The sequence below is a fragment of the Geminocystis sp. CENA526 genome (assembly GCF_050753365.1).
Classification (GTDB): Bacteria; Cyanobacteriota; Cyanobacteriia; order Cyanobacteriales; family Cyanobacteriaceae; genus Geminocystis.
This window is the reverse complement of record NZ_JBLZFY010000263.1, coordinates 1-1,549: the sequence shown is the minus strand read 5'-3', so window position 1 is coordinate 1,549 and position 1,549 is coordinate 1. Positions and strand designations below refer to the sequence as shown.

3 protein-coding genes are annotated in these 1,549 nt (G+C 34.9%); all 3 read left to right on the top strand.

Annotation, left to right across the window (positions count from 1 at the left end; all coding sequences use genetic code 11):
• Nucleotides 1-268, top strand: a 268-nt coding sequence (locus ACN4EE_RS23265) for a zinc ribbon domain-containing protein (RefSeq protein ID WP_431708887.1), incomplete at its 5' end; no start/stop codon positions are given.
• Nucleotides 269-466: 198 nt separating this feature from the next.
• Entirely contained in the window at nt 467-1,087 is a 621-nt protein-coding gene (locus ACN4EE_RS23260; protein ID WP_431708886.1) for a Uma2 family endonuclease, read from the top strand.
• 114 nt (nt 1,088-1,201) lie between these two features.
• Nucleotides 1,202-1,549: DUF2887 domain-containing protein (locus ACN4EE_RS23255; protein WP_431708885.1), on the top strand; the 348-nt coding region annotated here is incomplete at its 3' end.

Here is a 1,549-nt window from a genome sequence, read left to right as displayed (position 1 = left end):
TCTTCTCAAAGTAGATAAGGATTATACGTCTCAAACTTGTCCAAATTGCAATACTCTTACAGGGAAAAAAGATTTGAAAGAACGAGTCCATTGTTGTCCTGAATGCGGTTTTACGATCGACCGTGACGTAGCTGCCGCTATGATAATAGAGCAACGAGGACTCATAGCCGTTGGGCAGACGGTGTCGCAGTCTGTGGAGGATAATGGTATTGGGGCTGTGGAGAAATCGACAGCTAGAACCACCCAAAGAAGCAGAAAAACCAAGTAGCGATATTTGGAAGCCCACGCCTGTACCTTAGGTCAGCGTGGGAGTGTCACCTTATTCAGTATTGATTTTAACCTTTATTTGCCCATTATCTTAATTTTATTTGAGAGATCGAACTCCACTACTTTCATCGATCGAACTTTAATTCTCAACAAATTACACTATCATTGAAATAGTTTATTCTATCAGGTAAGGGAAATTATGACAGCTACAATCCTTCAAAACCCTAGTAAAAATTTAACAGCAAAAAGCGACTATACTCCCGAAGAATATCTGGCTTTTGAGGAAAATTCTGAATTTAAACACGAATATAGAAATGGAGAAATAGTACCCATGACAGGAGGAACAACTAATCATAACGAAATTGCAGGGAATTTTTACTCTTATTTAAAAACTACTCTCAAAGGACAAAATTATCGAGTTTTTTTTGCTGATGTGCGTCTTTGGATACCTCGTTATCGTCAATATACCTATCCTGATGTGATGGTAATTCAAGGTAAACCTGTCTATGAAGGAAAAGGAAAAACAACGGTAACAAATCCCTTTTTAATTATGGAAGTTCTCTCCAAATCCACTCAAGATTATGATAAGGGAACTAAGTTTGACTATTATCGATCGATTCCTGAGTTACAAGAATATATCTTAATTGATCAATATCAATATCATATTCAAAAATTTAGTAAAAATGCTGATAATAATTGGGTTTTAAGGGACATTGAGAACCCAGAAGATATAGTGAATTTAGAGTCATTACAATTGCCAATTTCCCTCAAAGATTTATACGATAATGTTGATTTTGATGATTCAAAAGACAAAGAATAAGAAATTAAGAACAACACAAAGTCCATTAAAAAAGTAAAGCTAATCTCGCCAGTTCTAAAGCCCCTATAGTAAATAATTACTAATCATTAATATATGATCACCTAAACAACGCCTATGAAAACAGATAAACTATTCTACACCATATTTCTGTCCCAACCTTCCCTGATTCATGAACTAATTCCCAGTATTCCCCCCGATAGTGAATATATTTACGATGCTCCTGTCATTAAAGACACAGAATTTCGTTTGGATGGTTTATTAACTCCCGTGAGAGATGATTTGCCTCTGATTTTTTTAGAGGCACAAATGCAAAAAGATTCAGACTTTTATGGTCGATATTTTGCGGAAATATTTTTATATATATATCAATATAAGGTAAAAAGATCATGGTGTGGGTTATTAATAATCAAAAACCGCCAAGATGATTTAGGGGAGGAATTGCCTTATGAAGATGTCTTAAAT

What these genes read in the sequence shown, in the direction of transcription:
- ACN4EE_RS23260 (WP_431708886.1), top strand. Translation starts at nt 467, where the DNA reads ATGACAGCTACAATCCTTCAAAACCCTAGTAAAAATTTAACAGCAAAA.